The sequence below is a fragment of the Bradyrhizobium sp. KB893862 SZCCT0404 genome (genome assembly GCF_018130885.1).
Lineage (GTDB): Bacteria > Pseudomonadota > Alphaproteobacteria > Rhizobiales > Xanthobacteraceae > Bradyrhizobium > Bradyrhizobium stylosanthis.
Genome location: NZ_JAFCLT010000009.1, coordinates 28,029 through 49,523 on the forward strand (window position 1 = coordinate 28,029; position 21,495 = coordinate 49,523).

Genomic DNA, 21,495 nt, shown 5'->3' on the forward strand with positions numbered 1-21,495 from the left:
CAACTGCTTCGCGGGTAACCATGTTGCGCAGGCTTATGGCAGCAGGCCCGAATAGCGTCCATAGCGCGCGGGCAACACTCGCGCACTCATTTGCCCGTTCATCCTGGAACAGATCTAACCTTTCGCGCGCATCGGCACGAAGGCCGAGGCGGTGATGGAATAGACCTCTTCGCCGCGCTGGTTGGTGCCGGTGGTGCGGGCCGTCAAAATGCCCCAGCCGGGACGCGAGGCGGAGGTGCGCTTGTCGATGACGACGTTGACGTAGGAGACGATGTCGCCGGCCAGCACCGGCTTGATCCAGCGCAGGTCGCGAAAGCCCGGCGACGGGCCCCAGATTGCGACCTCCTCGCCGCGCGCCGCGGCCTCCCGCGCCAGACGCTGGCCGTCGGCGACAAGCAGGCTCATGCAGGCCGAACCGACATGCCAGCCCGAGGCGGCGAGCCCGCCGAACAGCGAGTTCTTGCCCTCCTCCTCGTCGAGGTGAAAGCGCTGCGGATCGAACTTCGCGGCAAATGTCTTGATGGATTCGGCCGTGAACGTGTAGGCGCCGATCTCGCGGCGCTGGCCGATGGCGATGTCGTCGAAGAACCGCATCAGGCCGCTCCCTCGCGCCGCTTGATCAGGATCGGCGAGGTCATCTCGGCGAGCGCCTGCCCGGCGGCATTGCGCGCGGTGCACTTGAACTTGACGATGCCGAGCTCGGGCCGACTCTTCGAGGTGCGCGCCTCCAGCACGTCGACCTCGAGCGTGAGATCGTCGCCGGGCCGCAAGGGCGAGAGCCAGCGCACCTCGTCGACGCCGGGAGACCCCAGCGACGCCGCGCGGGTAATGAAACCGTCGGCCATCATCCGCATCATCAGCGAGCAGAGATGCCAGCCCGAGCCGGACAGGCCGCGCAGCATGCTCTTGGCGGCGGCGTCCTCGTCAAGGTGCATCGGCTGCGGATCGAACTCGGCGGCAAAGGCCAAAATCTCGTCGCGGGTGACATGGCGCGGGCCGAATGTTCCGAACCGGCCGGGCGGGAAGTCTTCGAAGGTCAGGGTCATCTTGGGAATGCTTTGCGGGAATGACAGATTGTGGCCGCACTTTGCGGCAATCTCAACCCGCCGGCCCGCATGGCTCGTGCTACACACGCGGTGGCGGCGGTGGTCTTGAGTCGGACCAGCCAAGGGCCAGGATCCACCCACGCGACCCAAATTTGCCCTGGGGAGAGCAATGTTTTCATTCAGCGACCTGTTTCAATGGGACCGCTTCATCACGCCGACGATCATCAAGACCTTCTACTGGCTGGTGATCGCGCTGATCTGCCTGTTCGGCCTCTCCGGCATCTTCTCCGGCCTCGCCGCGATGGCGATCAGCCCGTTCGGCGGCTTCCTGGTGCTGCTGTCGTCGATCGCGAGCGTCGTGGTCGGGATCGTGTTCTCGCGCATCGTCGCCGAGCTGATCCTGATCGTTTTCCGCATCAACGAGCACCTCGGCGCGATCAGGGACCAGGGCGGCGGGATGAAGTGAGGCAGGCGTAGGTGCCGTAGGGTGGGTTAGCCGAAGGCGTAACCCACCAACTTCGTTCGGCAATGCGCAAGCATGGTGGGTTACGCTGCGCTAACCCACCCTACGGCACCGTCGCTGGTGCCTTACGTATTGAACCGGAAGTGCATCACGTCGCCGTCGGCGACGACGTATTCCTTGCCTTCGAGGCGCAGCTTGCCGGCATCGCGGGCGCCGGCTTCGCCGTTCAGCGCGACGTAATCCTCATACGCGATGGTCTCGGCGCGGATGAACCCCTTCTCGAAGTCGGTGTGGATCACGCCGGCCGCGCCAGGCCCCTTGGTGCCGCGATGGATGGTCCAGGCGCGCGCTTCCTTCGGTCCCACCGTGAAATAGGTGATGAGGTGCAGCAGCGAGTAACCGGCGCGGATCAGGCGATCGAGGCCGGCTTCTTCCAGGCCCAGCGTCTCCAGGAAGTCGGCGCGCTCTTCGCGCGAGATCGTCGCGATCTCGGATTCGATCTTGGCGGAGATGACGACGGCGACCGCGCCCTCCTTCGCCGCCTGCTCCTCGACCGCTTTTGAGAAGGAATTGCCGGTGGCCGCAGACCCTTCCTCGACGTTGCAGACGTAGAGCACGGGCTTCGACGACAGCAGGCCGAGCATGGAGAATGCCCGCTCCTCCTCCGCCTTGCGTTCGACGAGGCGCGCGGGCTTGCCGTCGCGCAGCAGCACCAGGGTGCGGTTGACGAGGTCGAGCTGCTCCTTGGCGTCCTTGTCGTTGCCCTTGGCCTTCTTGGTGAGGTTGTCGACGCGCTTCTCGAGGCTGTCGAGATCGGCGAGCATCAGCTCGGTCTCGATGGTCTCGATGTCGGCGAGCGGGGCGATCTTGCCCTCGACATGGGTGATGTCGGAATCCTCGAAGCAGCGCACGACATGCGCGATGGCGTCGACCTCGCGGATGTTGGCGAGGAACTGGTTGCCGAGACCTTCACCCTTGGAGGCGCCGCGCACGAGGCCTGCGATGTCGACGAAGGTCAGCCGGGTCGGAATGATCTGCGCCGACTTGGCGATCGCCGCGAGCTTGTCGAGCCTGGGATCAGGCACGGCGACCTCGCCGACATTCGGCTCGATGGTGCAGAACGGATAGTTCGCGGCCTGCGCCGCGGCCGTCTCGGTCAGCGCGTTGAACAAGGTCGACTTGCCGACATTGGGCAATCCGACGATCCCGCATTTAAATCCCATGGTCGTCCTCTATCCGTATTCGTCATGGCCGGGCTCGACCCGGCCATCCACGCCTTAACGCGCGGAACGAAGATCGTGGATGCCCGGAACATCTAGCGCGAAGACGCGCTTCTGTCCGGGCACGACGGAGAGAACAGCGACCCTATTCCTTGCCGTTCTCGTCCTTGGTCAAAAATCCCTTCGCCTGCATGGCCAGATGCACCCTGTTGGCGAAGGTCGCGTCCGTACCCTTGGCGACCAGTGCGGCGTGCTCGGCGACGGCGTCGCAGAGCGTCGTCACCCAGTCGTTGTCGGCCTTGGCGAAGTCCGACAGCACGTGGCCGTGCACCATTTCCTTGACGCCGGGATGACCGATGCCGAGCCGCACCCGGCGGTAGTCGTTGCCGATATGCGCCGAGATCGAGCGCAGACCGTTATGGCCGGCAATGCCGCCGCCGATCTTCACGCGGACCTTGCCCGGCGGCAGTTCGAGCTCGTCGTGAAACACGGTGACGTCGCCCGGCGCGATCTTGAAGAAGCTCGCCGCTTCCTGCACGGCGCGGCCGGAATCGTTCATGTAGGTCGTGGGCTTGAGCAGGATCACGCGCTCAGTGCCGAGCGTGCCTTCCGAGGTCTCGCCCTGAAAACGACGGCGCCATGGTGCAAAACCATGACGCCGCGCGATTTCGTCGACGGCCATGAAGCCGATATTGTGCCGGTTACGTGCGTATTTCGCGCCGGGATTGCCGAGCCCAACAAAGAGTCGCATGACGCGGCGCGCCCCTCGCTCGGCGCGCGGCTAGAGACCGCGCGCCAGCTTTGAGAGATTACTTCTTCTTGTCGCCGCCGGCGGGAGCCTTGGCAGCAGCCGCGGGAGCAGCAGCAGCCGGAGCCGCAGCGCCAGCCGCCGGAGCGGCCGCAGCGCCCGGAGCCGCGCCACCAGCAGCAGCCGCAGCAGCAGCCTTCTGCTCTTCGGCGTAGCCGGACGGCGGCACGATGGTGACGAGGGTCGCGTCCTCGCGGGTCAGCGCCTTCACGCCGGCCGGCAGCTTGATGTCGGCCAGATGCAGGGAGTGACCGATTTCGAGCGAGCCGACGTCGGCCTCGATGTACTGCGGAATGCTCTCGACACCGCACTCGAGCTCGATCGCGTGGGCGACGATGTTGACGGTGCCGCCGCGCTTCACGCCGGGCGAACCTTCCGCCTTCACGACGTGCAGGGGCACGCTGATGCGGATGGTGGCGCCTTCGCCGAGCCGCATGAAGTCGACATGGATCGGGAAGTCCTTGACCGGGTCGAGGTGGTAGTCGCGCGGAATCACGCGGTGCTTCTTGCCCTCGAGATCGATGTCCACCAGCGTGGTCAGGAACCGGCCGGCGAGGATGCGCTGGCGCAGTTCACGATCTTCGATCGAGATCGTGACGGGGGGCTGGTTGTTACCATAGATCACTCCGGGAACTCGCCCGGCGCGACGCTCAGCCCGGGCGGCCCCCTTGCCGCTCTTCGGACGTGCGGTCGCCTTCAATTCCTTGACGGTCGTCGCCATGTCGTTAAGTCCTTGTTTTTGCAAAAGTTAATGGGCCGCAGCGCGGCCCATGGCATCGTCCACAGCAAGCCTCCAGGGGTGCGGGGGCCGCGGACGTGGCGGGCTTTTACCCGGAAGATGCGGAAATGACAAGGAAATGCGGGGATTTTTTGCGGGGGCCCGGTGCCGTCCCGTACTCGTCGTTCCGGGGCGATGCGAAGCATCGAACCCGGAACCTCGAGATTCCGGGATCGCGACTTCGTCGCGCCCCGGAATGACGCCGAGAGGGCGTCAGCCGCCGAGCTTGGCCTCCAGCGCCGCGATGCGTGCCTTCAGGGCCTCGTTCTCCTCACGGGCGAGGCGGGCCATGTCCTTCACCGCCTCGAACTCCTCGCGCTTGACGAGGTCCATGTCGCGCAGGAATTTTTCGGCCTGGGTGCGCATCACGGTGTCGAACTCGCGCTTGACGCCCTGGGCGGCACCGGCGGCGTCGTTCATCAGGCGGCCGATCTCGTCGAAAAACCGGTTGTTGGTCTGGGTCATGTCGGTCTCCTGGCAGCCTGCCGATAAACTTTGCGCGAACACGCAAAAAGACAATGGCAATCCGCAGCCTGGGGTTCAAGGGCGAAGCGGCGGTATCCTTGTCATGCCCCGGTTTCCTTGCAATCGTAATCAACGTCCCTGCATAACAAGAATCAGAAAGCGCACGAGATGATCGACCAGCAGATCGCGATCCTCACCAAGGACGGCCACACTGCAACCTTCATCAGCCATCCCGAACGTGGCGGGCCGTTCCCGGTCGTCCTGTTCTACATGGATGCGCCGGCGATCCGCGAAGAGCTGCGCGACATGGCGCGCCGGCTCGCGACATCGGGCTATTACGTGATGCTGCCGAACCTGTATTACCGCTCCGGCGTGATGGAGCTCGGCGCGCTGCCCGCCGATCCGAACGCACCGGAACGCAAGCGCATGTTCGCACTGATGGGCTCGCTCACCATTCCGATGATCATGGACGACACGCGCGCGCTGCTCACTTATGCGGAAGGCCAGGCGGCGGCGAACACCAAAATCGTCGGCACGGTCGGCTATTGCATGAGCGGCCGTTACGCCGTCAACGCCGCCACGCATTTCCCCGATCGCGTCAAGGCCGCCGCCTCGGTCTACGGCACCCAGCTTGCGACCGATCAGGACGACAGCCCGCATCTCGCAGCGAGCAAGACCAAAGCGGAGCTCTATTTCGCCTGCGCCGAGACCGACATCTACGCGCCGGCCGAGATCATCGAGAAGGTCAAGCAGGGCATGAGCGGAGCGAAAGCCGAGGTCGAGATCTATCCCGGCACGCATCACGGCTTTGCCTTTCCCAAGCGCCCGGTCTACGACCGCGACGCCGCCGAGCGGCATTGGGAGCGGCTGCTGGCGCTCTACCGCCGCAATCTCGTCTAGACCATAGAAGGCGCGATGCCCTTTCTGCTCATCGACTTTCCCTCGTTCAGCCCGATCGCGCTCGAGATCGGGCCGTTCGCGATCCGCTGGTACGCACTCGGTTATATCTGCGGGATCACGATCGGCTGGCTCTATGCGCGCGCGCTGATCAAGAACGACAGGCTGTGGTCCGGCTCCTCGCCGATCAGCCTGGTGCAGATCGACGATTTCATCCTGTGGGTGACGCTCGGCATCATCGTCGGCGGCCGCACCGGTTACGTGCTGTTCTACAACCTGCCCTTCTTCATCGAGCATCCGGCCGCCATCTTCCGATTGTGGGAAGGCGGCATGTCGTTCCACGGCGGCTTCCTCGGCTGCGTCGTGGCGGTGATGTGGTTCGCCCGCAAGCACGGCATCTCGATCCTGTCGCTCGGCGACATCACCTGCGGCGTCGCCCCGATCGGGATTTTCCTGGTGCGGCTCACCAACTTCATCAACGGCGAATTGTGGGGCCGCGCCGCCGACCCCAGCCTGCCCTGGGCCATGATCTTTCCGACCGGCGGCGACGTGCCGCGCCACCCGAGCCAGCTCTATGAAGCGGGCATGGAGGGCCTGTTGCTGTTCATCGTGCTCGCCGTGATGATCCGCCGCGGCGCCCTGAAGCGGCCGGGGCTGATCCTCGGCAGCTTCATCCTGATCTACGGCCTGACCCGGATCGTCGGCGAGCATTTCCGCGAGCCGGATGTCCAGCTCGGCTACCTCTGGGGCGGATTAACCATGGGTATGCTGTTGTCGATCCCGATGCTTATTGTCGGCCTCATACTTATTGTATTGGCAGTGAGGCGCGGTGCGCCGAAGCCTGCAGAGGCCATTCGTTAATTTCTTTCGAGAAGATGGACCGTGACCGAACAGCCGCTACTCAACGAGATCAAGGCGCTGATCAAATCGTCAGGCCCCATGCCGGTCTGGCGGTACATGGAACTGTGCCTGATGCATCCGCGCTACGGCTATTACGTCTCGCGCGATCCCCTGGGGCGTGAAGGCGACTTCACCACCGCGCCGGAAGTCAGCCAGATGTTCGGCGAGCTGCTCGGACTGTGGACCGCCTCGGTGTGGAAGCAGATGGGCTCGCCGCAATTCCTGCGGCTGATCGAGCTCGGTCCCGGCCGCGGCACCATGATGGCGGATGCGCTGCGCGCGCTCCGCGTGCTGCCGCCGCTGTACCAGGCGCTGCACATCCACATGGTCGAGGTCAATCCGGTGCTGCGCGAACGGCAGGCTGCGACGCTGTCGAGCGTGCGCAACATCACCTGGCACGACAGCATCGACGACGTGCCGGACGGACCGAGCGTCATCCTCGCCAACGAATATTTCGACGTGCTGCCGATCCACCAGATGGTGCGCTACGAGAACGGCTGGCACGAGCGCGTGATCGAGATCGACCCGAACGGCAGGCTTCAGTTCGGCGCGGCCGCCGAGCCGACGCCGCGCTTCGACGTGCTGCTGCCGCCCTTGGTGCGCGCCGCGCCCGTCGGGGCCGTGTTCGAATGGCGGCCGGACGGCGAGGTCATGAAGCTCGCCACGCGCGTGCGCGACCAGGACGGCGCGGCGCTGATCATCGATTACGGCCATCTGCGCAGCGATGCCGGCGACACCTTCCAGGCGATCGCGCGTCACACCTTCACCGATCCGTTGAAGGCGCCGGGCCAGGCCGACGTCACCGCCCATGTCGACTTCCAGGCGCTCGCGCGCGCGGCGGAAGACGTCGGCGCCCGCGTGCACGGTCCGGTGACGCAGGGCGACTTCCTCAAGCGCGTCGGCATCGACACCCGCGCCGCCGCCCTGATCCAGAAGGCGACGCCCGAGGTCGCCACCGACATTTCGGTCGCGCTCAAGCGCCTCACGGACACGGGGCGCAGCGGCATGGGCTCGATGTTCAAGGTGCTCGGCATCTCCGAGCCGCGGCTGACAGGCATTGCCGGCCTCAGCGATTTGGAACGTGCCGGAGGGAATGGATGACGCTCACTTCGTCGCTGCTATCGGCGGTGCCCGGCCTGCGCCATGCCTTCTTCACGCGTGAAGGCGGCGTCTCCGGCGGCATCTATGCCGCGCTAAACGGCGGGCTCGGCTCCAACGACGACCAGGCCCTGGTCGCGGAGAACCGACGCCGCATGGCCGAGCATGTCGGCGTCACGCCGGAACGTTTCGTCAGCCTGCACCAGATCCATTCGCCCGACGTGCTCGTCGCCGAAACGCCGTGGCCGAGCGGACCGCGGCCGAAGGGCGACGCGCTGGTGACGAAGACGCCCGGCATCGCGCTCGGCGTCTCCACCGCCGATTGCGGACCGGTGCTGTTCGTCGATCCCAATGCGCGCGTGATCGGTGGCGCGCATGCCGGCTGGAAGGGCGCGCTCACGGGCGTGCTCGAAGCGACGATCTCCGCGATGGAAAAGCTCGGCGCCACGCGCAGCGGCATCATCGCCGCGATCGGCCCCCTGATCCGCCAGGACAGCTACGAGGTCGGCAACGAGTTCGTGGCGCGCTTCATCGAGGCGGACGCGGACAACGCCGTGTTCTTCATGCCGTCGGTGCGCGAGGGACACGCGATGTTCGATCTCGCCGGCTTCATCCGGACGCGGCTGGAAGCCGCCGGCATCCTGATGATCGACGATCTCGGCCTCGACACCTACGCCGACGAGCGGTTCTTCAGCTACCGCCGCTCGGTGCATCGCAAGGAGCCGGATTACGGCCGCCACGTTCACGCAATCGCGCTCGAAGCGTGAACACAGCGGCAACATGAGCGATCGTCATTCCGGGGCTCGCGAAGCGAGAACCCCGAAGCTCGAGATTCCGGGTTCGATGCTTGCGCATCGCCCCGGAATGACGGGTGCATAGTCGCGACGACGGTGCGTTGTGTCGCCGCCGCCCTAGACGTTAATGCGTTTTAACGATATCGCTGCCCTCCATAATGAGGGACGCGTCATTCATCCTGGGCCGTGCGGGTTCGCGCGTGCTGGCAGTCATGCTGCTGGCGGCTGCGGCCTCGCTGGGCGGCTGCGCCGGAGGCGGCGGCACTGCCGCCAACTCCTATGCGATGGCGCCGAGCACCGGCTCGGGAGCGACCGTGGCGTTCGAGTCCATCGACGGACCGCCGCCGCAGGTGTTCGACCGCATGGTGGGCGTGCTCGACAGCGAATCCAAGCTGCGCAGCCTGTCCGTGGTCTCCCGCGAGGGGACGGCCGCCTATCGCGTGCGCAGCTACCTTTCCGCCCAGGTGGTGCGCGGCAAGACCGTGATCGCCTGGGTCTGGGACGTCTACGACGCCAACCAGCAGCGGGCGCTGCGCCTGTCCGGCGAGGAACCCAGCTCGGCCAAGGGCGGCCGCGATCCCTGGCAAGCGGCCGACGATCTCGTGCTGCGGAAGATCGCCCAGGCCGGATTCAGCGGACTTTCCAACATGATCAACGGCACGCCGGATGCCCCGAACACGGCTCCCGGCCTGCGGGGACCTGCCGTGGCGAGCGCCATTCCGGCCGCGCCCGCGCGCGAGATGCCGGCCTCGGCGCTGGGCTATGCCGAGCAATAACCCCCGCTAAACCACGGGCCCAGTTTGCAGCCAAGCCGTTGGCCCGACTCAGGATTTTCAAAGGGAAAACGTAGCATCCCGGGTTGCCATTGCAGGCCTCGGCCTGATATTTCCTCGCCCGTCGTAACCGTGCTGCCAGTGGGTATTCTGTGATGTTGAACGTCGTATCCAGCAAAGCGCGGGAGGAAGCGTCCATGTCGGCCAAGAACGGCTCCATCAAGCTTGTCGCCGGCAACTCCAATCCGGCTCTCGCCCAGGCCATCGCCCAGGGCCTCGACATGCCGCTGACCAAAGCGGTGGTCCGGCGCTTCGCCGACATGGAGATCTTCGTCGAGGTCCAGGAAAACATCCGCGGCTCGGATGCCTTCATCATCCAGTCGACCTCGTTCCCGGCGAACGACAATCTGATGGAGCTGCTGATCATCACCGACGCGCTGCGCCGCTCCTCGGCGCGCCGCATCACCGCGGTGATCCCCTATTTCGGCTATGCCAGGCAGGACCGCCGCTCCGGTTCGCGCACGCCGATCTCGGCCAAGCTGGTCGCCAACCTGATCAGCCATGCCGGCGTCGACCGCGTCATGACGCTCGACCTGCATGCCGGCCAGATCCAGGGCTTCTTCGACATCCCGACCGACAATCTGTTCGCAGCCCCGCTGATGGTGCGCGACATCCGCGAACGTTTCGACCTCAGCAAGGTGATGGTGGTTTCGCCCGACGTCGGCGGCGTGGCCCGTGCCCGCGGCCTCGCCAAGCGCATCAACACCCCGCTCGCGATCGTGGACAAGCGCCGCGAGCGTCCGGGTGAGTCCGAAGTCATGAACGTGATCGGCGACGTCTCCGGCTACAGCTGTATCCTGGTCGACGACATCGTGGACTCCGGCGGCACGCTGGTGAACGCGGCCGACGCGCTGATCGCCAAGGGTGCCAAGGACGTCTACGCCTACATCACCCACGGCGTGCTCTCCGGCGGCGCGGCCGCCCGCATCGCGGGCTCCCGGCTGAAGGAGCTGGTGATCACCGACTCGATCCTGCCGACCGAAGCGGTGACCAAGGCGCCGAACATCCGCACGCTGCCGATCGCCAGCCTGATCTCGGACGCGATCGCGCGCACCGCCGCGGAAGAGTCGGTGTCGAGCCTGTTCGACTAGCTTCTCCGATTCCTAGAGGTCTCGTTGGGTGGGCAGGCGCGAAGCGCCGTGCCCACCTTTTCTTTTTGTAAGCAGGTGGTGGGCACGCTGACGCTTTGCCCACCTACGGCAGGGTGCCTACCCCACGATCCCCGCCGCGACCTGGCCGCGCAGGCGCTCCAGGCCGTGCAACGTCTCCGCGCAGGCAGCCGCAACCTCGACGCCCTTGATGGCAAAGTGCCTGCGGAAGAAATCGTAGTGCACCTCGGTCTCGTGGAATTGCTGCGGCGTCAGCACGGCCGAGAACACCGGCACCTCGGTGCGCAGCTGCACGTCCATCAGCGCCTTGATCACGGTGTCGGCGACGAACTCGTGGCGATAGATGCCGCCGTCAACGACGAGGCCGGCCGCGACGATCGCGGTGTAGCGCCGCGTCTTGGCGAGGAGCTGGGCGTGCAGCGGGATCTCGAACGAGCCCGGCACCTCGAACACGTCGACATGGGTGAGGTGACGCGCCTCGGCCTCCTTCATGAAGGCGATGCGGGCTTCCTCGACCACGTCGCGGTGCCAGCAGGCCTGCACGAAGGCCACCCGCTGCGGCTTGGCAAAGCGCGGATGCTCCCGCACCGGGTCTTGTGGAACCGGCGGTTGAGCGACTTCAGAAGCTTCGGTTTGGGGATCTTGCAACATCTGATTCATGGCTTTCCTCTCGAGGACCAGAATCAGGGCACACGGAACGACAAACAGCCGCATCCTGACGATGCGTCTGCCACCGACCGTTCTCTTTCATCCGGACTTTAACCGTCGGCTTCGGAGTTGCACCGAATCTGCTGACCCTTCCCTTCGGGACAATCCTTTGCAGGAAACCCCGTCGAGGAAGGCGCTCGCGGGCTTAGGCCTTTCGGCCCTTACCGCCGGTGGGGACTTTCACCCCGCCCTGAGAACATCGGCCGTCCGGAATGAACGGCCTGAGGCGAAATATGACGCCGCGCGGCGGCCGCAGCAAGCGTGTTCCGCATGGGGAATCCGCATGGTCCCATGCCGGCGCGGCGGGAGCGGCCTCGCGGGGCGGAATTAACGATTGGCCGGCCGGCTCGAATCCGATTCCGGTTTGTTCTCCTCCATCCGGATCGCGACCCTGCTGCGTTAATAATTGTGGCGGAGATGAGCTGTGGACGAACGAGTCCTGGCTTGTGGACGGACTCGCGACCCCGTTGCGCAGATTCCGCAAATCACATCACTTGATCCGCGACAGGCCCGCGCTGATCCGAGCGATCGCAACAGCGACATTGAGGGAGCGTGCCGGGCCGACCGCGTGCGTATCAAAGACAACAAGAAGGCAAGAGGTCGAGACGGCATGTCCCTGCTCGAAGGCACTATCGATTCCAAAAGCCATCCGCTCGCGGTGGTCGAGGACATCGCTGCCAGCAACAACTGGCCGTTCGAACGCTCCGGCGAAGACGAGCTGACCATTGTCTCCAAGGGACAGTGGACCGACTACCAGATCTCCTTCACCTGGATGGGCGAGATCGAAGCGCTGCATCTGGCTTGCGCGTTCGACATGAAGATTCCGCTCGCGCGGCGTGGCGAGGTGCAGCGGCTCGTCGCCGCCGTCAACGAGCAGCTGTGGGTCGGCCATTTCGATCTGTGGACCAACACCGGCATGGTGATGCACCGCCAGGCGCTGGTGCTGCCGGGCGGCCTCACCGCCTCGACCGCGCAATGCGAAGCCATGCTCGCCGGCGCGATCCACGCCTGCGAACGTTACTTCCCGGCGTTCCAGTTCGTGGTGTGGGCCGGCAAGACCACCGCGCAGGCCATGGACGCCGCGATGTTCGACACGGTGGGTGAGGCGTAAGGCTCGCCCTCCCGAGGCGGTGAGCGGGCCCCGCTCTCTCATCGTCGTCCCGGCCTAGCGCGCAATTGCGCGCGGGGGGCCGGGACCTATACCGCGTGATCCATCTTGTGGTACGCGGCTTGTTGCGACCACCTTCATCCACTAGAAACGCTTGTGATTATGGGTCCCGGCCCCCCGGCGCGCAATTGCGCGCTAGGCCGGGACGACAACGAGCTTGTGGTGACCACAGTGGCAAACAGCACCCTTCAAAACATCACCGGCACCATCCTGCTCGCCGGCGCCGGCAAGATGGGCGGCGCGATGCTGACCGGATGGCTTGCGGGCGGGCTCGACCCGCGCCGCGTCGCGGTGGTGGACCCGTTCATCTCGCCGGAGATCACCGCGCTGGCCACCAAGGGCGTCGCGCTCAATCCCGATGTGACGGCCGCAGGCCGGGTCGAGACGATGGTCGTCGCGGTGAAGCCGCAGATGTTCCGCGAGGCCGGCGCGAAGCTGAAATCGTTCGTCTCGGAGAAGACCTCGGTGGTCTCGATCATGGCGGGCACCACCATCGCATCGCTCGAAGAGGTCTGCGGCGGCGCCGTGGTGCGCGCGATGCCGAATACGCCGGCCGCCATCGGCCGCGGCATCACCGTGGCCGTCGCGGCGAACAACGTCAGCGCGGGTCAGCGCGCGGTAGCCGACGCGCTGCTGCGCGCCACCGGCTCGGTGGAATGGGTCGAGGATGAAAGCCTGATGGACGCGGTGACCGCCGTGTCCGGCTCGGGCCCGGCCTATGTGTTCCTGCTCGCCGAGGAGCTTGCACGGGCCGGCGTCGAGGCGGGCCTGCCCGAGGCGCTCGCGACGAAGCTCGCGCGCGAGACCGTCGCCGGCTCCGGCGAGTTGCTGCACCAGTCGGAGCTTCCCTCGGCCACGCTGCGCCAGAACGTCACCTCGCCCGGCGGCACGACGGCTGCGGCGCTCGGCGTGCTGATGGGCGAGCCTGGTTTGCGCGAGCTGATGATCCGCGCGATCGCGGCGGCGACGAAGCGGTCGAAGGAATTGGCGAAGTAGGCAGATCAGGAGCGCGCTTCGGCCGCGATGGGCGGCCGGATGCGAGGCGATCCCGGCTGTTGCCGACAGGGAGAGCGATCGTGAACCTCCACGCGAAACTTCTCGAACGACAAGCCAGCGGCCACCCCATCAGGATCGGGCTGATCGGAGCGGGCAAATTCGGTGCGATGTACCTGCATCAGGTTCTGCGCACACCGGGCGTCCATCTCGTCGGAATTGCGGACCTGTCACCGTCGCGTGCCCGCGAAAACCTGAGCCGGGTCGGCTGGCGGGCGGAGCAATTCGCAGCAAGCTCGCTGGACAATGCGCTCAAGACCGGCACGACCTTCCTGACCGACGACTGGGAGGCGCTGGTGAAGTGCGACGGCATCGAGCTGATCGCCGAGTGCACCGGCAATCCCGTGGCGGCGGTCGAACACTGCCTCGGCGCCTTTGCTGCGGGCAAGGCGGTCGTCAACGTGACCGTCGAGGCCGATGCCTTCTGCGGACCGATCCTTGCGCAAAAAGCGCAGCAAGCCGGCGTGATCTACAGCCTCGCCTATGGCGATCAGCCGGCGCTCGCCTGCGATCTCGTCGATTGGGCGAAGGCCTGCGGTTTCCCGGTCGTGGCGGCGGGCCGCGGCCACAAATGGCTGCCGCACTATCGGGAATCGACGCCCGAAACGGTCTGGGACCACTGGGGTCTCACCGCCGAGCAAGCCGCGCGCGGCGGCATGAATCCGAAAATGTTCAACGCCTTCCTCGACGGCTCCAAGCCGGCGATCGAATCCACCGCGATCGCGAACGCAACCGGGCTGGAGGCGCCCTCGCAAGGCCTCGCATTCCCGCCGGGATCGGTCGACGACATCCCGACGCTGATGCGTCCCCGTTCCGAGGGCGGCGTGCTGGAATCCAAGGGCCTGGTCGAAGTCGTCTCCTGCCTGACGACTGAGGGCAAACCGATCCCCAACGACATCCGCAAGGGCGTCTGGGTCTGTTTCGAAGGCGACAGCGAGTACATCCGCAACTGCTTCCAGGAATACAGCGTCGTCACCGATCCGAGCGGCCGCTACATGAGCTCCTACAAGAAGTGGCATCTCATCGGTCTGGAGCTCGGCATTTCCGTCGCCTCGATCGCCCTGCGCAAGGAGGCGACGGGCGTCGCGACCACGTTCAACGCCGATGTCGCCGCGACGGCCAAGAAGGATTTGCGCGCGGGAGATACGCTGGACGGAGAAGGCGGCTACACCGTCTTCGGCAAGCTGACGCCGGCGAGCACGTCGCTGGCCAAGGGCTATCTGCCGCTCGGGCTTGCGCACAATGTGCGACTGACGAGGCCGGTCGCAAAGGACGCCTGCATCACCTGGGCCGATGTGGCGATCGACGAGACGCTGCCGGCCGTACGCATCCGGAAGGAGCAGGAAGCGTTCTATGCGTCGCCGAAACCGCGCTAGAAGTGCCGTAGGCACCGCGCTTTGCGCCTTTGCCCACCCTACGGCACCTGAGTCCTTGGCTAGGCCCCGAGCCGCTTGTTGAACATCGCGACATTCACCAGCCCGCGCGCGTGGCGGCCTTCGCCGAGCTTGCGCGTGCCCTCGAACGCCTCGACCTCGAAGCGGATGACGCGGCGCTCGACCGCGACCACTTTCGCGGTGGTGCGCACCGTCGCGCCGACGAGGCTTGCTGCGAGATGGCGGATGTCGACCTCGGTGCCGACCGTGACCCAGCCCGGCTGCAGCGCCGAGCGGATCGCATCGCCCGACGTCATCTCCATCTCGAGGATCATCATCGGCGTCGCATAGACCATCGGCATGCCCGGCACGAAATGCCCGACCGTGCGCTCCACCGGGACCACCAGCGTGCGCTCGGCGCTCATGCCTGTCGTGATGAAGTCGCGTGCGTCCATGGTGCTTGCTCGATGTCGTCCCGGACAAGCGAAGCGCAGATCCGGGACCCATAACCACTGGATCGAGTTTGACGAAGACTAGGAGTTGCCAGCGTGCCCACAACCACTCCCTGTGGTTATGGGTCCCCGCCCCCCGTGCGCAATTGCGCACTAGGCGGGGACGACACTGGTGATCGACTCTGCAGCAGGGCCTACTTCTTCGCCGCCGCCGCGCGCTCAACGAACGTCTTGCCGCCCTTCATCTTGTGGCGGAGCGGGGCTTCGTTGATCTGGATGACGACGGCATCGGCGTCGACGCCGAGATTCTTCACCAGTGCCTGCGTGATGTCGCGCATCATGCCGGCCTTCTGCTCGTCGGTGCGGCCTTCGGCCATGCTGACGGTGATCTCAGGCATTGTTCTCTCCCTTGCGGCCGAATACCGGCCATTCCCTGCTGCTGTCGCGATGACCGGGCACACCCCGGTCCTTCATGAAGGAGCGCATCAAACAGGACGCGGATGCCCGGGACAAGCCCGGGCATGACGGCCTGCCGGAATGGCTATCCCCACTTTACGTCATGGCGCGCCAGCACCTCGCGGACTTTCGTCACGAGATCGGCTTCACTGCACGAGAACTGCGCCGGACGGGTCTCGCGCCATTCCTGGTTGGAGGCGATCGCAGCGGCCGCCTTCGCGCCTTCGATCAGATCCTTGATCTGCAGCTCGCCGCGCGCCTTTTCATCCGAGCCCTGGATGATGACGCAGGGTGAGTTGCGGCGGTCGGCATATTTGAGCTGGTTGCCCATGTTCTTGGGATTGCCGAGATAGAGCTCGGCGCGGATTCCCGCGCTGCGCATGGACGCCACCATCTTCTGGTAGTCCGCGACGCGGTCACGGTCGAACACGGTGACGACGACGGGCCCGAATTCGGGCCGGGTATCGAGCTTGCCGAGCAAGGTCAGCGCGGCCTGGAGGCGCGAGACGCCGATCGAGAAACCGGTCGCCGGCACCGGCTCGCCGCGGAAGCGCGAGACCAGGCCGTCGTAGCGCCCGCCGCCGCCCACCGAGCCGAACCGCACCGGGCGCCCCTTCTCGTCCTTGGTCTCGAGCAGCAGTTCGACCTCGTAGACCGGGCCGGTGTAATATTCGAGGCCGCGCACGACGGACGGATCGATCTTGATGCGGTCCGCGCCGTAACCCGACGCCGTGACCAGTTTTGCAATCTCTTCCAGCTCGCTCACGCCGGCCTGACCGACCTGGCTCTTGGCGAGGTAGGTTTCCGCCGCAGCAATCGCCTCTTTCCAATCCTCGCGCGGTTTGGTGATGGCGAGAACGACGTCGGCTTCGGCCTCGCTCAGATTGGCGCCCTTGGTGAAGTCGCCCTTGCCTTCCTCGCCGCCGTCCCAGCGTCCGGGGCCGAGCAGCTTGCGCACTTCGTCGGCGGAGAACTTGTCGAGCTTGTCGATCGCGCGCAGCACCGTCAGTCTGCGCGCGGCGTTCTCATCGCCGCCGAGCCCGATGGCTTCGAGAACGCCGTCGAGCACCTTGCGGTTGTTGACCTTCACGACATAGGAGCCGCGCGCGATGCCGAGCGCTTCCATGGTGTCCGCGGCCATCATGCAGATCTCGGCATCCGCCGCCGGCGTCGCCGAGCCGACCGTGTCGGCGTCGAACTGCATGAACTGGCGGAAGCGGCCGGGGCCCGGCTTCTCGTTGCGGAAGACGTAACCGACGCGATAGCTGCGATAGGGCAGGACCAGGCCATCGGTGCCGTAGCGCTCGCCGACATAGCGGGCGAGCGGCGCGGTCAGGTCGTAGCGCAGGCTGATCCACTGTTCGTCATCGTCCTGGAACGAGAACACGCCCTCGTTCGGGCGGTCCTGGTCGGGCAGGAACTTGCCGAGCGCGTCGGTATATTCCATCGCCGGCGTCTCCACCGGCTCGAAACCATAGAGCTCGTAGACGGCGCGGATCTTCTCGACCATCTCGCGCGTCGCCCGGATCGCAGCGGGATCGCGATCCTCGAGCCCGCGCGGCAGGCGCGCCTTCAGTTTCTGGGGTTTTTTGGGTTTTTCGGCCATGCGGGCGTTTACCAGCCGGGGCCGGTGGCGGCAACCAGAGTATCCGTAGAACTCGTCATGGCCGGGCATAGCCGTCCGAAGGACGGCGTCGCTGCCGCTCGCCTATGTCCCGGCCATCCACGCGCCGCGATGGCGGTGCCAAAGACGTGGATGCCCGGGACAAGCCCGGGCATGACGGAGTGTGTGGCTAGGCGGGGAGCGGGGACGAGAGATTACGGCTGCTCCATCCTTGCCCTCAGGGCATCGGCATCCGCCTTGGGCAGCGATTTCAGCGTCGGCTTGATGGTTTCGCCGCCGACGATCTTGCCGTTGCGCATGAACATCCAATCCGAGATGTCGGCCTCGGTGAACTTGACCTGGTCGCCCGCATGCTTGCCCGGCAGGTCGCGCGGTTCGTTGGCGAACAGGCCCGAATAGGTCCCGCCGGGCTGCTTCTTCACCTCGCCGATCCAGATGTGCTCGCCGCCCTTGCGGGTCGTGAAGCGCACCTTCAGCGAATGGCCGGTCTCGGACGGTTTTGGTGCCTCGTAAGAAGCCCAGAAGGTCGGGAGCGTGCCGCGCGCACGCGCGATCGCGGCATTCATTTCGGGATCTGTGGTGCGGACGTCGACGATCGGCGAGCGGTCTTGCGCTGCGACCTCGTGCGTCGGACCGATGGTCAGGATGCCGAAAACGGAGATGCCGGTGATGGCGGCGAGAACGACCCATTTCATGGGCTGGCAGAGTTTGGTTGCCATGATCGCGATTCCAGGAATGCTCGGTGTGTCCTGGCTTTGTCGCGTTGTTGTGGCGGAGAGTTCACAGCGCAAAAGTCCACAAGCATTGCGCTTTTCCCCTCTCCCCTTGTGGAGAAGGAAAGGAGGATTTACGGCTGCTCCATCCGCGCGCGGAGTGCGTCGGCGTCGGATTTCGGCATGGATTTGAGCAGCGGCTTGATGGTTTCGCCGCCGACGATCTTGCCGTTCCGCATGAACATCCAGTCCGAGATGTCCGCATCCCTGAACTCGGTGAGGTCTCCGAACCGCTTTCCCGGCAGATTCCGAGGCGTGTCCGCGAAACGGGCGGCATATTCACCACTCGGAAGCTTCTTCACGTCGCTCATCCAGATGTGCTCGTCATTACCGACGGCCCGAAATCGCACCTTGAGGGCGTGGTCCGTCTCCATCCGTTTTGGCGCCTCATAGGAGGCCCAGAAGACAGGCAGCGTAGCGCGTGCGCGTGCGATCGCGGCATTCATCTCGGCGTCCGTGTCGGCGACGCTGATGACCCGGTCCGCCACTTCGACCGTGGGGCCCGTACGCAATGTCAGAATACCGTAGAGAACGGCTGCCGTTACGACAGCGGATACGGCCCATTTGATCTGCTGGGAAAGAGGGGTGGGCATGGAGCGCAATGTCTGGGAGCTTGATGTCCCAGACATTCTCACACAGTTGCATCGAAGTTTTCAACAACTAAAGGTTATATGGTCCGGCAAGAACGGAGCGCACCGCCTTCACAAGAAGATGCGCTGCCGATCCCTGTTGCGATCTCAATCCCGGCACTCACTCCGGGACACGAGACCTCAAAACACCTTGCGGATCCAGTTGTGCGGATCGTTGGTGCGGCCGTACTGGATGTCGACGAGCTGCTTGCGCAAGCCCATGGCGACGGGGCCGGCGGCGCCGCCCGAGATCTCGAAATCGCCGCTGACCGAACGCACCTTGCCGATCGGCGAGATGACGGCGGCGGTGCCGCAGGCGAAGGCCTCCTTCAGCCTGCCCGAGGCCGCATCCTTGCGCCACTGGTCGAGCGAGTACGGCTCCTCGCGCACCGTCTTTCCGGCATCACGGGCGAGCGCGATGATGGAATCGCGGGTGATGCCGGGCAGGATGGTGCCGAGCGGCGGCGTCGAGAGCGAACCATCGTCGAACACGAAGAACACGTTCATGCCGCCGAGCTCCTCGATGTACTTGCGTTCGACCGCATCGAGGAAGACGACCTGATCGCAGCCGTGCTGGATCGCTTCGGCCTGTGCGCGCAGGCTCGCGGCATAGTTGCCACCGCACTTGACGGCGCCGGTGCCGCCGATCGCGGCGCGCGTGTAGTTCTCGGAGACCCAGATCGAGACCGGCGCAGGGCCGCCCTTGAAGTAGGAGCCGACCGGCGAAGCGATCACCGAGAAGATGTATTCTGACGACGGCTTGACGCCGAGGAAGGTCTCGCTCGCGATCATGAAGGGACGCAGATAGAGGCTACCCTCGCCGCCCGGCATCCAAGCGCGGTCGATCCGCACGACCTGCTCGACCGCCTCGATGAAGACGTCCTCGGGGATCTGCGCCATCGCCATGCGGTCAGCGGAGTCCTTGAAGCGCCGCGCATTGGCGTCGGGGCGGAACAGGTTCACGCCGCCGTCGTCACGCTTGTAGGCCTTGAGGCCTTCGAAGATTTCCTGGGCGTAGTGCAGGACGGCGCCGGCCGGATCCATCTGGAAGTTGGCGCGTGCCTCGATCTTCGCCTCGTACCAGCCGCCCTTGGCCTGGTTGTAGCGGACGATCGCCATGTGGTCGGTGAAGACCCGCCCGAAGCCGGGGTCCACCAGCTTGGCGACGCGGTCCTTCTCGGGGGTCGGATTTGTTGCGGGCTGGATGTCGAATTTCATAGTCATGTCCTTGCCTCCCGCTGCCGGTAGCGGCGCTGTTCTGGCGCCCGCCTGCCCGCTTCCGGGCCCGGCTGGCTTGATTGGGTTTCTAGCCGGACCGCCGCCAGCCATGTTACGGCCGGTTTCCGTGGCCAGCATGTCCGCCGAGGACATGCTTTTGCGGAAGGCGGAAGTCCAGTATGTTTTGCCGAAATGCCGCTCGACAATCGCACGGTAGATCTGCTTCGGCCGTCGCCGCCTGTCCGGCTCTCTCTGGCCGCCCTGCTACGATGCCACCCGACGCGGAACGATCTAAAATTTCGTGCGGGTCGATCGTTTTGTAACATTGAACCCAAGATACGTCAATATGCCTGACATAAATTTCGCGACTTCCTCTCAAGACGCTGCCGAGCCGCGGCCGGCCGCAGGCGATGGAGGCAATTTGCGCTGGGATATCATCGAGCTGCTGTTCTTCGCCTATCGCGATTTCGTCGGCGATCCCGACCAGGAGCTGGAGGCGTTCGGCTTCGGCCGGGCTCATCACCGGGTCATGCACTTCGTCTATCGCTATCCCGGCCTGAAGGTCGCCGACCTGCTCGACGTCCTGCGCATTACAAAACAGTCGCTCGGCCGGGTGCTCAAGCAGCTCCTGGACGAGGGCTACATCGTGCAGAAGACCGGCGACAATGATCGCCGCCAGCGCCTGCTCTACGCGACGCCGAAGGGCGAGACGCTGGTGCAGAAGCTCGCCGGCCTGCAGACCACGCGGATCACCAAGGCGCTCGCCGAGATGAGTCCCGAGGACGCGGAGACGGTGAAGCGCTTCCTGCGCGCCATGATCGATCGCGACGATCCGGACAAGGTGCTCGAGACGATCTTCGCTTCCGTCAACCACGACGCCAAGGAGTGACCGTGCCGCTCGCAGCCACGCTCGCCCGTCCGCCGGTGCAGCCCGCCGACGACGCCCCGCATCTGCTGCTGGTCGACGACGACCGCCGCATCCGCGATCTGCTCTCGCGCTTCCTCGCCGCCGAGGGCTATCGCGTGACAACAGCTGCAAGCGCCGGCGATGCGCGCTCGAAGCTGCTCGGCCTGCATTTCGATCTCCTGATCCTCGACGTCATGATGCCCGGCGAGACCGGCTTCGACCTCGCCCGCTTCATCCGCACTTCCTCCTCGGTGCCGATCGTGATGCTGACCGCGCGGCACGAGGCCGAAGCACGCATCGAAGGCCTGCAGATCGGCGCCGACGATTACGTCGCAAAGCCGTTCGAGCCGCGCGAGCTCGCGCTGCGCATCAACAACATTCTCAAGCGCGCCGCGCCGCCGCCGCAGGCCGCAGCGGTCGACAAGATCGCGTTCGGTCCCTACGTCTACCATCTCGATCGCGGCGAACTGCGCCAGGGCGAGGAGGTCATCCACCTCACCGACCGCGAGCGCGAGATGCTGCGCATTCTCTCGGAGACGCCGGGCGAGACCGTGCCGCGCAGCGCGCTGACCGGCAATGGCAGCGTCAACGAACGCGCCGTCGACGTGCAGATCAACCGTCTCAGGCGCAAGATCGAGACCGATCCCGCCAATCCGCTGTTCCTGCAGGCGGTGCGCGGCATCGGCTATCGCCTAGTGGCCTCGCCATAGATCAGTGAACCGC

The 21,495-nt window shown here is 65.5% G+C and carries 25 protein-coding genes and 1 riboswitch; of the genes, 12 read left to right on the top strand and 13 right to left on the bottom strand.

Features of this window, described 5'->3' with window-relative positions; genetic code table 11:
- Positions 1-114 precede the first annotated feature (114 nt).
- The gene (locus tag JQ617_RS29880; protein WP_212029463.1) at positions 115-594 is read right to left on the bottom strand and encodes a MaoC family dehydratase; all 480 of its coding nucleotides are present in this window, start codon (positions 592-594) and stop codon (positions 115-117) included.
- The gene (locus JQ617_RS29885; RefSeq protein WP_212029464.1) at positions 594-1,046 is read right to left on the bottom strand and encodes a MaoC family dehydratase; all 453 of its coding nucleotides are present in this window, start codon (positions 1,044-1,046) and stop codon (positions 594-596) included. Before JQ617_RS29885 ends, JQ617_RS29880 begins: the two co-directional genes overlap by 1 nt.
- 169 nt (positions 1,047-1,215) lie before the next feature.
- On the opposite strand from JQ617_RS29885, the gene JQ617_RS29890 reads away from it, so the two are divergent.
- Positions 1,216-1,512 carry a DUF4282 domain-containing protein gene (locus JQ617_RS29890; protein ID WP_027545964.1) on the top strand — a complete coding sequence of 99 codons (297 nt, stop codon included), beginning with the start codon at positions 1,216-1,218 and terminating at the stop codon, positions 1,510-1,512.
- Positions 1,513-1,634: 122 nt separating this feature from the next.
- Here JQ617_RS29890 and ychF read toward each other — a convergent pair whose 3' ends face one another.
- From ychF to JQ617_RS29910, 4 genes are all read right to left on the bottom strand, one after another.
- Positions 1,635-2,732: a redox-regulated ATPase YchF gene (ychF, locus tag JQ617_RS29895; RefSeq protein WP_212029465.1), complete on the bottom strand. Its 1,098-nt coding sequence runs from the start codon at positions 2,730-2,732 to the stop codon at positions 1,635-1,637.
- 142 nt (positions 2,733-2,874) lie between these two features.
- Positions 2,875-3,480 carry an aminoacyl-tRNA hydrolase gene (gene pth / locus JQ617_RS29900; protein WP_212029466.1) on the bottom strand — a complete coding sequence of 202 codons (606 nt, stop codon included), beginning with the start codon at positions 3,478-3,480 and terminating at the stop codon, positions 2,875-2,877.
- Between the two features lie 58 nt (positions 3,481-3,538).
- A complete protein-coding gene (locus tag JQ617_RS29905) occupies positions 3,539-4,258 on the bottom strand; it encodes a 50S ribosomal protein L25/general stress protein Ctc (protein ID WP_063687308.1) in 720 nt (239 codons plus the stop codon).
- A gap of 270 nt (positions 4,259-4,528) precedes the next feature.
- Positions 4,529-4,780 (bottom strand): accessory factor UbiK family protein, encoded by a 252-nt coding sequence (locus tag JQ617_RS29910; RefSeq protein WP_007596812.1) that lies wholly within the window; start codon positions 4,778-4,780, stop codon positions 4,529-4,531.
- Between the two features lie 168 nt (positions 4,781-4,948).
- Here JQ617_RS29910 and JQ617_RS29915 point away from each other — a divergent pair, with 168 nt between their 5' ends.
- From JQ617_RS29915 to JQ617_RS29940, 6 genes are all read left to right on the top strand, one after another.
- Positions 4,949-5,680, top strand: coding sequence for a dienelactone hydrolase family protein (locus JQ617_RS29915; protein ID WP_212029467.1), 732 nt, complete (start codon positions 4,949-4,951; stop codon positions 5,678-5,680).
- Between the two features lie 15 nt (positions 5,681-5,695).
- Entirely contained in the window at positions 5,696-6,538 is an 843-nt protein-coding gene (gene lgt, locus JQ617_RS29920) for a prolipoprotein diacylglyceryl transferase (protein WP_212029468.1), read from the top strand.
- Positions 6,539-6,559: 21 nt separating this feature from the next.
- Positions 6,560-7,678, top strand: coding sequence for a class I SAM-dependent methyltransferase (locus JQ617_RS29925; RefSeq protein WP_212029469.1), 1,119 nt, complete (start codon positions 6,560-6,562; stop codon positions 7,676-7,678).
- The gene (gene pgeF / locus JQ617_RS29930) at positions 7,675-8,442 is read left to right on the top strand and encodes a peptidoglycan editing factor PgeF (protein WP_212029470.1); all 768 of its coding nucleotides are present in this window, start codon (positions 7,675-7,677) and stop codon (positions 8,440-8,442) included. Before JQ617_RS29925 ends, pgeF begins: the two co-directional genes overlap by 4 nt.
- Positions 8,443-8,627: 185 nt before the next feature.
- The gene (locus JQ617_RS29935; RefSeq protein ID WP_212029471.1) at positions 8,628-9,245 is read left to right on the top strand and encodes a hypothetical protein; all 618 of its coding nucleotides are present in this window, start codon (positions 8,628-8,630) and stop codon (positions 9,243-9,245) included.
- 194 nt (positions 9,246-9,439) lie between these two features.
- Positions 9,440-10,393 carry a ribose-phosphate pyrophosphokinase gene (locus JQ617_RS29940; protein WP_063687301.1) on the top strand — a complete coding sequence of 318 codons (954 nt, stop codon included), beginning with the start codon at positions 9,440-9,442 and terminating at the stop codon, positions 10,391-10,393.
- Between the two features lie 117 nt (positions 10,394-10,510).
- On the opposite strand, the gene JQ617_RS29945 is transcribed toward JQ617_RS29940, so the two are convergent.
- Positions 10,511-11,071, bottom strand: coding sequence for a 6,7-dimethyl-8-ribityllumazine synthase (locus JQ617_RS29945; protein ID WP_063687821.1), 561 nt, complete (start codon positions 11,069-11,071; stop codon positions 10,511-10,513).
- A gap of 75 nt (positions 11,072-11,146) precedes the next feature.
- A riboswitch (FMN riboswitch) is annotated at positions 11,147-11,321 on the bottom strand.
- Positions 11,322-11,729: 408 nt separating this feature from the next.
- Between JQ617_RS29945 and JQ617_RS29950 the strand changes: the two genes are divergently transcribed.
- The 3 genes from JQ617_RS29950 to JQ617_RS29960 all read left to right on the top strand — a co-directional run bounded on the left by JQ617_RS29950 (position 11,730) and on the right by JQ617_RS29960 (position 14,716).
- Positions 11,730-12,230, top strand: a complete 501-nt coding sequence (locus JQ617_RS29950; protein WP_212029472.1) for a type III secretion system chaperone family protein — start codon at positions 11,730-11,732, stop codon at positions 12,228-12,230.
- A 159-nt stretch (positions 12,231-12,389) separates the two neighbouring features.
- On the top strand, positions 12,390-13,283 hold the full coding sequence (proC, locus tag JQ617_RS29955) for a pyrroline-5-carboxylate reductase (RefSeq protein ID WP_249157689.1): 894 nt from the start codon (positions 12,390-12,392) through the stop codon (positions 13,281-13,283).
- An 80-nt stretch (positions 13,284-13,363) separates the two neighbouring features.
- Positions 13,364-14,716 (top strand): NAD(P)H-dependent oxidoreductase, encoded by a 1,353-nt coding sequence (locus tag JQ617_RS29960; protein WP_212029473.1) that lies wholly within the window; start codon positions 13,364-13,366, stop codon positions 14,714-14,716.
- Positions 14,717-14,775: 59 nt separating this feature from the next.
- Here the strand turns inward: JQ617_RS29960 and JQ617_RS29965 are convergent, their stop codons facing one another.
- The 6 genes from JQ617_RS29965 to JQ617_RS29990 form a co-directional block, all read right to left on the bottom strand.
- The gene (locus tag JQ617_RS29965; RefSeq protein WP_063687296.1) at positions 14,776-15,168 is read right to left on the bottom strand and encodes a thioesterase family protein; all 393 of its coding nucleotides are present in this window, start codon (positions 15,166-15,168) and stop codon (positions 14,776-14,778) included.
- 191 nt (positions 15,169-15,359) lie between these two features.
- Entirely contained in the window at positions 15,360-15,614 is a 255-nt protein-coding gene (locus JQ617_RS29970; protein ID WP_283806164.1) for a tautomerase family protein, read from the bottom strand.
- A 92-nt stretch (positions 15,615-15,706) separates the two neighbouring features.
- On the bottom strand, positions 15,707-17,227 hold the full coding sequence (hisS, locus tag JQ617_RS29975) for a histidine--tRNA ligase (protein ID WP_212029474.1): 1,521 nt from the start codon (positions 17,225-17,227) through the stop codon (positions 15,707-15,709).
- A 212-nt stretch (positions 17,228-17,439) separates the two neighbouring features.
- Positions 17,440-17,964, bottom strand: a complete 525-nt coding sequence (locus JQ617_RS29980) for a YegJ family protein (RefSeq protein ID WP_212029475.1) — start codon at positions 17,962-17,964, stop codon at positions 17,440-17,442.
- A gap of 128 nt (positions 17,965-18,092) precedes the next feature.
- The gene (locus tag JQ617_RS29985; protein ID WP_212029476.1) at positions 18,093-18,611 is read right to left on the bottom strand and encodes a DUF2314 domain-containing protein; all 519 of its coding nucleotides are present in this window, start codon (positions 18,609-18,611) and stop codon (positions 18,093-18,095) included.
- Between the two features lie 177 nt (positions 18,612-18,788).
- Positions 18,789-19,871: a branched-chain amino acid aminotransferase gene (locus JQ617_RS29990; protein ID WP_212029477.1), complete on the bottom strand. Its 1,083-nt coding sequence runs from the start codon at positions 19,869-19,871 to the stop codon at positions 18,789-18,791.
- Positions 19,872-20,211: 340 nt separating this feature from the next.
- On the opposite strand from JQ617_RS29990, the gene JQ617_RS29995 reads away from it, so the two are divergent.
- Together JQ617_RS29995 and JQ617_RS30000 are read left to right on the top strand one after the other, a co-directional pair.
- Positions 20,212-20,754, top strand: coding sequence for a MarR family winged helix-turn-helix transcriptional regulator (locus JQ617_RS29995; RefSeq protein WP_063687288.1), 543 nt, complete (start codon positions 20,212-20,214; stop codon positions 20,752-20,754).
- Complete coding sequence (locus tag JQ617_RS30000) at positions 20,751-21,482, top strand: response regulator (RefSeq protein WP_063687286.1); 732 nt, start codon at positions 20,751-20,753, stop codon at positions 21,480-21,482. Before JQ617_RS29995 ends, JQ617_RS30000 begins: the two co-directional genes overlap by 4 nt.
- Positions 21,483-21,495: the final 13 nt, after the last annotated feature.

What these genes read in the sequence shown, in the direction of transcription:
- JQ617_RS29880 (WP_212029463.1), bottom strand. Translation starts at nt 594, where the DNA reads ATGCGGTTCTTCGACGACATCGCCATCGGCCAGCGCCGCGAGATCGGC.
- JQ617_RS29885 (WP_212029464.1), bottom strand. Translation starts at nt 1,046, where the DNA reads ATGACCCTGACCTTCGAAGACTTCCCGCCCGGCCGGTTCGGAACATTC.
- JQ617_RS29890 (WP_027545964.1), top strand. Translation starts at nt 1,216, where the DNA reads ATGTTTTCATTCAGCGACCTGTTTCAATGGGACCGCTTCATCACGCCG.
- ychF (WP_212029465.1), bottom strand. Translation starts at nt 2,732, where the DNA reads ATGGGATTTAAATGCGGGATCGTCGGATTGCCCAATGTCGGCAAGTCG.
- pth (WP_212029466.1), bottom strand. Translation starts at nt 3,480, where the DNA reads ATGCGACTCTTTGTTGGGCTCGGCAATCCCGGCGCGAAATACGCACGT.
- JQ617_RS29905 (WP_063687308.1), bottom strand. Translation starts at nt 4,258, where the DNA reads ATGGCGACGACCGTCAAGGAATTGAAGGCGACCGCACGTCCGAAGAGC.
- JQ617_RS29910 (WP_007596812.1), bottom strand. Translation starts at nt 4,780, where the DNA reads ATGACCCAGACCAACAACCGGTTTTTCGACGAGATCGGCCGCCTGATG.
- JQ617_RS29915 (WP_212029467.1), top strand. Translation starts at nt 4,949, where the DNA reads ATGATCGACCAGCAGATCGCGATCCTCACCAAGGACGGCCACACTGCA.
- lgt (WP_212029468.1), top strand. Translation starts at nt 5,696, where the DNA reads ATGCCCTTTCTGCTCATCGACTTTCCCTCGTTCAGCCCGATCGCGCTC.
- pgeF (WP_212029470.1), top strand. Translation starts at nt 7,675, where the DNA reads ATGACGCTCACTTCGTCGCTGCTATCGGCGGTGCCCGGCCTGCGCCAT.
- JQ617_RS29935 (WP_212029471.1), top strand. Translation starts at nt 8,628, where the DNA reads ATGAGGGACGCGTCATTCATCCTGGGCCGTGCGGGTTCGCGCGTGCTG.
- JQ617_RS29940 (WP_063687301.1), top strand. Translation starts at nt 9,440, where the DNA reads ATGTCGGCCAAGAACGGCTCCATCAAGCTTGTCGCCGGCAACTCCAAT.
- JQ617_RS29945 (WP_063687821.1), bottom strand. Translation starts at nt 11,071, where the DNA reads ATGAATCAGATGTTGCAAGATCCCCAAACCGAAGCTTCTGAAGTCGCT.
- JQ617_RS29950 (WP_212029472.1), top strand. Translation starts at nt 11,730, where the DNA reads ATGTCCCTGCTCGAAGGCACTATCGATTCCAAAAGCCATCCGCTCGCG.
- proC (WP_249157689.1), top strand. Translation starts at nt 12,390, where the DNA reads ATGGGTCCCGGCCCCCCGGCGCGCAATTGCGCGCTAGGCCGGGACGAC.
- JQ617_RS29965 (WP_063687296.1), bottom strand. Translation starts at nt 15,168, where the DNA reads ATGGACGCACGCGACTTCATCACGACAGGCATGAGCGCCGAGCGCACG.
- hisS (WP_212029474.1), bottom strand. Translation starts at nt 17,227, where the DNA reads ATGGCCGAAAAACCCAAAAAACCCCAGAAACTGAAGGCGCGCCTGCCG.
- JQ617_RS29980 (WP_212029475.1), bottom strand. Translation starts at nt 17,964, where the DNA reads ATGGCAACCAAACTCTGCCAGCCCATGAAATGGGTCGTTCTCGCCGCC.
- JQ617_RS29985 (WP_212029476.1), bottom strand. Translation starts at nt 18,611, where the DNA reads ATGCCCACCCCTCTTTCCCAGCAGATCAAATGGGCCGTATCCGCTGTC.
- JQ617_RS29990 (WP_212029477.1), bottom strand. Translation starts at nt 19,871, where the DNA reads ATGACTATGAAATTCGACATCCAGCCCGCAACAAATCCGACCCCCGAG.
- JQ617_RS29995 (WP_063687288.1), top strand. Translation starts at nt 20,212, where the DNA reads ATGCCTGACATAAATTTCGCGACTTCCTCTCAAGACGCTGCCGAGCCG.